This window comes from Nonomuraea sp. KM90, assembly GCF_052246675.1.
Lineage (GTDB): Bacteria > Actinomycetota > Actinomycetes > Streptosporangiales > Streptosporangiaceae > Nonomuraea.
In genome coordinates, this window is sequence record NZ_JBQQCB010000253.1 from 1 (window position 1) to 6,588 (window position 6,588).

6 protein-coding genes are annotated in these 6,588 nt (G+C 67.3%); 5 read left to right on the top strand and 1 reads right to left on the bottom strand.

The features are described 5' to 3' along the window. Positions 1–354: 354 nt before the first annotated feature. The 5 genes from ACTWPW_RS62455 to ACTWPW_RS62475 all read left to right on the top strand — a co-directional run bounded on the left by ACTWPW_RS62455 (position 355) and on the right by ACTWPW_RS62475 (position 6,050). Entirely contained in the window at positions 355–1,776 is a 1,422-nt protein-coding gene (locus tag ACTWPW_RS62455; RefSeq protein WP_364134549.1) for an MFS transporter, read from the top strand. A gap of 432 nt (positions 1,777–2,208) precedes the next feature. After that, entirely contained in the window at positions 2,209–3,159 is a 951-nt protein-coding gene (locus tag ACTWPW_RS62460; RefSeq protein WP_443174761.1) for a hypothetical protein, read from the top strand. A 131-nt stretch (positions 3,160–3,290) separates the two neighbouring features. Continuing rightward, positions 3,291–3,917 carry a transposase gene (locus ACTWPW_RS62465; protein WP_443174762.1) on the top strand — a complete coding sequence of 209 codons (627 nt, stop codon included), beginning with the start codon at positions 3,291–3,293 and terminating at the stop codon, positions 3,915–3,917. Positions 3,918–4,077: 160 nt separating this feature from the next. Next, a complete protein-coding gene (locus ACTWPW_RS62470) occupies positions 4,078–5,382 on the top strand; it encodes a sensor histidine kinase (RefSeq protein WP_443174764.1) in 1,305 nt (434 codons plus the stop codon). Positions 5,383–5,387: 5 nt separating this feature from the next. Then, positions 5,388–6,050 carry a response regulator gene (locus ACTWPW_RS62475; RefSeq protein WP_443174765.1) on the top strand — a complete coding sequence of 221 codons (663 nt, stop codon included), beginning with the start codon at positions 5,388–5,390 and terminating at the stop codon, positions 6,048–6,050. A 63-nt stretch (positions 6,051–6,113) separates the two neighbouring features. Here the strand turns inward: ACTWPW_RS62475 and ACTWPW_RS62480 are convergent, their stop codons facing one another. Beyond that, positions 6,114–6,260 (bottom strand): hypothetical protein, encoded by a 147-nt coding sequence (locus ACTWPW_RS62480; RefSeq protein ID WP_443174763.1) that lies wholly within the window; start codon positions 6,258–6,260, stop codon positions 6,114–6,116. Positions 6,261–6,588 lie beyond the last annotated feature (328 nt).

Here is a 6,588-nt window from a genome sequence, read left to right on the forward strand (position 1 = left end):
GGGCCTTCAACACATCATCGATCCACACGTACAGTGCGGTTACGAGGGGTGTCTAACTCTTTCGTCACACATCGAGCTTGGACACCCTCGCCCTAACTCCGCAGCCACGCCTTGGCATCAATCATCTAGCCGACGATCCTGCTCGGCCCAAGATTCTCAAGTGGCAGCCTTCATCCGAACGGTGCCATCTCGTTGGCAGCCTGAATGTGGCAGTGCGCACTCGGAATCGACACCGCCGACGACACTCTGCTCGCCCTACCAGCCAGATGGCTGTCGCCTGCGTGGGGTGAACCCTACCCCCGTATCGTTCCCTGTGTTAGTTTGAACATCAATGTTCAAGTTAAGGAGTTTCGGATGAGTCTCGACCCGACTCGAGCCCAGACCCGTACCGGCGGATGGGCCGTGCTGGTGTTGCTCTGCCTGGCGCAGTTCATGCTGATCGTCGACATCACGGTCGTACAGGTCGCGTTGCCCACCATCGGCACCGACCTCGCGCTCGACCGGGAGGCGCTGACCTGGGTGGTGACCACGTACACGCTGTGCTTCGGCGGGCTCATGGTGCTCGGCGGGCGGCTCGCCGACGCGCTCGGCGCGCGGCGGACGCTGCTGGCCGGGCTCGGGCTGTTCACGGCGGCGTCGCTGGTGTGCGGGCTGGCCGGGAGCGGCGGCGTGCTGATCGCGGGGCGGGCGCTGCAGGGGGTCGGCGCGGCGCTGCTGTCACCCGCCGCCCTGGCCGTGATCACCGCCACCTTCCACGGCGAGCGGCGCGGGCGCGCGCTCGGCGTGTGGGCCGCCATCGGCGGTACGGGGGCGGCCCTCGGCGTGCTCCTCGGGGGTCTGCTGACCGCGGGGCCCGGGTGGGCCTGGGTGTTCTTCGTCAACGTGCCGATCGGGCTGGCGCTGCTGGCCGCCGTACCCGCCGTCGTGCCGCCCGCGGCCGGGCGCCCAGAGCGGGTCGACGTGCCCGGCGCGCTGGTCGTCACGCTGGCGACGGCGCTGCTCATCTACGGCCTGGTGACCGCGGGCGACGCCGGATGGGCGGCGGCGGGCACGATGCTGCCGCTCGTCGGGTCGGTGCTGCTGTACGTGCTGTTCGTGGTCATCCAGCGGTCCGTGCGGTCGCCGCTCATGCGTGCCGAGACGCTCGCCCGGCGGCCGGTGATCTCGGGGACGTTCGTCATGCTGGTGGCCACCGGGCTGATGCTGGGCCTGTTCTTCCTCAGCTCGCTCTACCTGCAGCACGTGCTCGGGTTCAGCGCCCTGGAGACCGGCCTGATCTTCCTGCCCGCGGCCGTCGCCATCACCGTCGGCGCGCAGCTCGGCGGGCACCTCATCGGCCGGCTCGGCGGGCGGCCGGTGGCGGTGGCGGCGTTCGTGGTGACGGCGGCGGGGGCGGCGCTGATGACGCGCATCTCGCCGGACGCGAGCGCGTACACCACGCTGCTGCCGGGCTTCGTGCTGGCCTCGCTGGGCATCGGGCCCGCGTTCGTGACGGCCACCACGACGACCATGGCCAACATCCCTCCGGGGGAGAACGGGGTCGCCTCCGGGGTGATCAACACCTTCCACGAGCTCGGCGGCTCCATCGGGGTGGCCGTGGTCTCCACGGTGGCCGCGGCCAGCCTCGTGCCCGGGTCGGGGGCCGGCATCGGGGGGTTCGTGTCCGGGCTCACGCTGTGCGCCGTGGTGGCGGGGGTCGCGGCGGTGGTGGCGCTCGGGCTGGTGCCGCCGGGCAAGCCGGCCACCGCCTTCGTGGGGCACGGACACGGGCATTGACCGGCGATCAGCGCGCGTGCTGATCAGCGACGGCCGGGCCAGAAGGCGGGCCAGCGTCGGCCCGGGCGCCAGAGGAGGGCTCGGGTTAGGGGGATGGACGGCGGGAGTCCGCCAATGCGCGCCGAAAAACGGATATCGCCGAGAACTCCGGCCCGACTATTCCTCATCGGAGGCCAAGTTCCGCTGGCGAAAGGCCCATCGACAAAATCTTCGCCGGCGCTGGGCGGCACGGGTGACGCATCCGTCCACGACTACCAGGCCGGATCATTGCGCTGACACCTCGAGCCGGGACGCCTCACCCAGCGCGGTTTCTGGCCGTTCGCCATAACCGCCTTCCGAAGATGCCTAGATTGCGCCATCACGCCCGGCCCGACGACCGCATTCGCAGCCAACAGGACATCATGGTCAACAGCTCACATCAGGGACGAGGCTATGCGAGATATATCTGCGGAAAAGTCCTTCGAACTACTTGTGCAATGGCAATGCGGGTTCAACATCTCCAAAGATCACACGAGCAGCCTGGATCCGCTCCTAATCGAACACGCGCACCGGCTTATCCTCTCCTATCGAGAGGAAGATCCCGACGTCGATGCTCTCGCCATCCTGGGGAAGCTTCACATGAGCCGTTACATCGCATTGGGTGAGAAGGCACGTGGCGAATGGCAGACGGCGGTCGCGATGTTTGCCCGCTGCCTGATCTACGGCGGTGAACTGCCACTGCCGATCGCACCTGATGTGCTTACCGAGGCCGCTTCGCTCGCTACCGAACTGCTGATGCTGCGGGACGCTGAAGCCACTGATGACCTGGTACTGGCCGATCGGGCCGTGGATGCTTGGCAGCGGATCAATGCCGTCACTCCTGCTGACCACCCGGACAAGGCCGACTACCTCTTGATGCTCAGCAGTGCGCTGCTGATGCGCCGGGAGAACATGAATGAGCGGGCGGATCTGGAAGAGGCGATCAACGTTGGAAGAGAGCTGGTCCAGGCAACCTCGATACACCAATCCGAGCACGCAGAGGCTCTGCACCATCTCGGACACATGCTCAGCATGCGGTTCAGCATCACCGAGGATCCCGCTGATATGGACGAGATGATTTCCGTCTGGGAACAAGCGTTGCGTATCATTCCTGAGGGAGACGGCTTGCGCGCAACGCTCCTGGCAAGTATCGGTGCTGAGCTGTTGCGGCGATATCTTGGGACCGGCTCGCCCCCAGGCCTTGATCGATTCATTGCAACCACGCGGCAAGCACTCCGGACCGCACCCGCCGACCACCAGTATCGGGAAGGAGCCCTGTTCAGCCTCAACACGAGGCTTGAACAGCGGTCTCAAAAAATCAGGGCCACGGAAGCGATTGAACCGCCGCCAACTGTAGAGCCCTGACGCTCCCCAGGTATGCGCTTTAGCTTGTCTTTTTAACGTGCGCCGCGAGCGCGGAAAGTGAGGTTGTTGTGTAGGAGACCTCACTGGACGCGGGGCTATGCAGGAGATGAAGGTATGGCCCCGCGATCGACATGTGCGCCAACTTCACATCCGCCGTACGAGCCGCGTTACCGCACGCCACGCTGGTGGTCGACCACTTCCACGTCGTGCAACTGGCCAACCAGGCCCGCACTGAGATCCGTCGCCGCCTCACCGTTCAGATCCGCGGCCGGCGCGGGCGCAAGGGCAACCGCGAGGGGGAACCGCGCAACCGGCTCACCCACTCGGCCGCCCGGAGGCACGGCTCCCAACTGGATCCGATGCTCGATGACCTGCATGCCCTGCCCACGCCGGCTGGGCAGGCCAGGCCGATTCTGACCGCGCGGAACGCCAGGGAAGACCTGCTGGACCTGCTCGCCCTGGCCCGCACCCACCCCGACCGGAGCATCATCGCCGCCCGGCTGTTTCGCTTCTACGACCGCTGCTCTACGACCGCTGCCCAGCCTCCGACCTACCGAACTCGAACGCCTGGCCACCACCATAGAGACCCGGTGGCCCCAGATCCTCGCCTTCCTCCAAACGGGCATCACCAACGCCGACTCCGGGTCATCAACACCACCGCCCGAGACGCCTACGGCCTCCGCGATCCCGAAAACCAGCGTCTACGCACCCCCTGCGCCACCACCCGCCGCGGCCGCGGAAACCTCAACCCCGCTTAAGTTCGAAGAGACCAGATCGGGTGGTGCGTCGGGGCTGGGTCGGCATCTTCGGCACAGGTTGCGGAAACCCACGCCGGACTCGGGCCGGGGCCAGCCGTTCAGGCGGGACGGGTTTCTCCCATGGACGGCACAGGTCGTGGCCCTGTTTAGGGTGAATTCCATGATCAATGCCATGGGGTGGTTGAAGGCGGCACTGCGAGCGGCACCGGGTAACCTGCGCGACGACCTGTGGACGACAGCGTACGACCCGCTGCCGCGTACGGGCCGGCCCAGCTGGCGGGACTGGCTTCCGGCGTTCGCCATGTTGCTGTTGCTTCCCGCGATCGGTCTCGCCGTGGCCAACATCAACCAGCTTGGCAGCGACTATGGGTTAGATAGGTCGTACGCCGCGCTGCTCGGTGGGCTCCAGGCGATGGCGCTCCTCCTCGCGCTCGTCCAGCCGGTGCCGGCGTGGTGGGCGGTGACGGTCGCCATGGTCGTCATCGCGGGACTCTCGGAGCCCCGCTTCCCCGTGTTCTTCCCCTGGACAAGTTGGGGACTCGTCCTGCAGGCCGGGGTGTTGTTCCTGTTGGCGTTGAGGGTCCGCCCCCGGGCCGCGGTCGAGGCGCTAGTGATCAGCGTCCTAACGGGCCTGGCTTGCGGCACGCTCGTCTCGCAGACGCACGACGACAACGACGCCGGCGCCGCCGCGATCCTCACCGCCGTGGTGGTGGTCGGCGCCGCGCTGCGCGGTAGCCGGGTAGCCCGTACGGAGCTGGTCAAACAGGAGGAGCTCACAGCCGAGGAGCGGGCCCGGCGTACCTTGCTGGAGGAGCGCAACCGGATCGCCCGCGAGCTGCACGACGTGCTCGCCCACCACATGTCGTTGGTCTCCATCCAGGCGCAGGTCGCTCCGCACCTGGTCCAGAACCCGTCAGAAGAGCTGAAGGAGAACCTCGCTGCCATCCGCGACAACGCGGTGGAGGCTTTGACCGAGCTGCGCCGAGTGCTGGGCGTGCTGCGCTCGGAAGATCCCGAGTCGGAGGGGGTGTGGTACGCCCCGCAGCCCACCCTCGTCCGGTTGGGTGAGCTGGTCAGCAACGTGCGCGATGCCGGGCAAACGATCACCACCCAGATCACCGGTGAACCGCGTCCGTTGTCACCGGGCATCGAGCTGTCGGCGTTCCGGATCGTTCAGGAGGCGCTCAGCAACGTGATGCGGCATGCGTCCGGAGCGGAGGCACGGGTGGAGGTCGGGTACCTGCGGGATGTCCTTACCATCCGGGTCACCAACTCCGCGCCGAATGTGCCCGCCTCGTCCAGTCCGGCCGCCGGACACGGGCTGTTGGGCATGCGCGAGCGCACGGCCATGCTGGGTGGCGAGCTGGCTGTCGGCCCCACACCCGACGGAGGCTACGAAGTGACCGCAGTCCTGCCCGCCACCCTTCCCCAACCGCTCCGCCGACCCGATCGAGGACTCCTTTGAGGAACATCCGCGTGCTGATCGCCGACGACCAGATGATGGTCCGCCAAGGCTTCACGGTCCTGCTCAACGCCGAGCCTGGCATCGAGGTCGTCGGCCAAGCTGTGAACGGCCTCGACGCCGTCGGCAAGGTCGCCGAACTCGCCCCTGACGTCGTCTTGATGGACATCCGGATGCCCCGGCTCGGCGGCATCGAGGCGACCCGCTGCATCACGGAACCGGCTGGCACTGCCGTCAAGGTCCTCGTTCTGACCACTTTCGACCTCGATGAGTATGTGTACGAGGCGCTCCGCGCAGGGGCCTCGGGTTTTCTGCTTAAGGACGCCTCGGCCGCCGACCTCGCTCAGGCGGTACGTGTGGTGGCGGCCGGCGAAGCCCTGCTCGCCCCGAACATCACCAAGCGCCTCATCGCCGAATTCACCCGGGTGACCGGTGCCTACCGTACTCCCATCAAGGACCGCGTCGGCGACCTGACGGAGCGCGAGTCCGAGGTGCTGTCCCTGATCGCGCAGGGCCTGTCCAATGCGGAGATCGCCGAGCGGCTCGTGGTGGCGGAACAGACGGTGAAGACACATGTGAGCCGCCTCCTGGCCAAGCTGGGACTGCGTGACCGGACCCAGGCCGCGGTCTTCGCCTACGAGACGGGACTGGTGCGCCCGTCCGGACAGTAGCCTGCGATCGAGCCGTCGGCTCGATCGGCGGGCCGCACCGCACCAGCACCGAAGTGCGGCTGCTCAGGCGTGGTAGCGGCGGGCGGCGGTGTCAGCGCTGACGCCCAGCACTGCGGCGATCTCGTCCAGGTGGCCCGGCTGCACGATCGGTAGCGACAGCTGCGGCAAGGGCGGCGCGGGCCTGGGCGCGTAGGTGGGGCATTGCCGCAAACCTCCGGCGCATGAGAGCGGGTGACAGCCGCTGTCGTGATGCGGTTTCGGCCAGGCTCGGCGTATGTCCGCCGCCGGGCGGGCGAGCCGCAACGGGGTGTAGAAGGCCAAGATCAGGCAGGTCCAGCCACCGGCCGGTTGCGGAGTACGGATCTTCGGGCAGGTCCAGCCGAGGATCTGTTGAGCAGGCGGAAAGTGTGCTCAAGCAGCTTTCTACAGTGCACCTATATAGCTGTTAGGGCCTGGAGCTGCGATGATTGGCATCGAAGGTCTGCTGGAGTTGGCGGCAGTCGTCCAGCGGCTCAAGGAGCAGAGCGCCCCGCGGGAA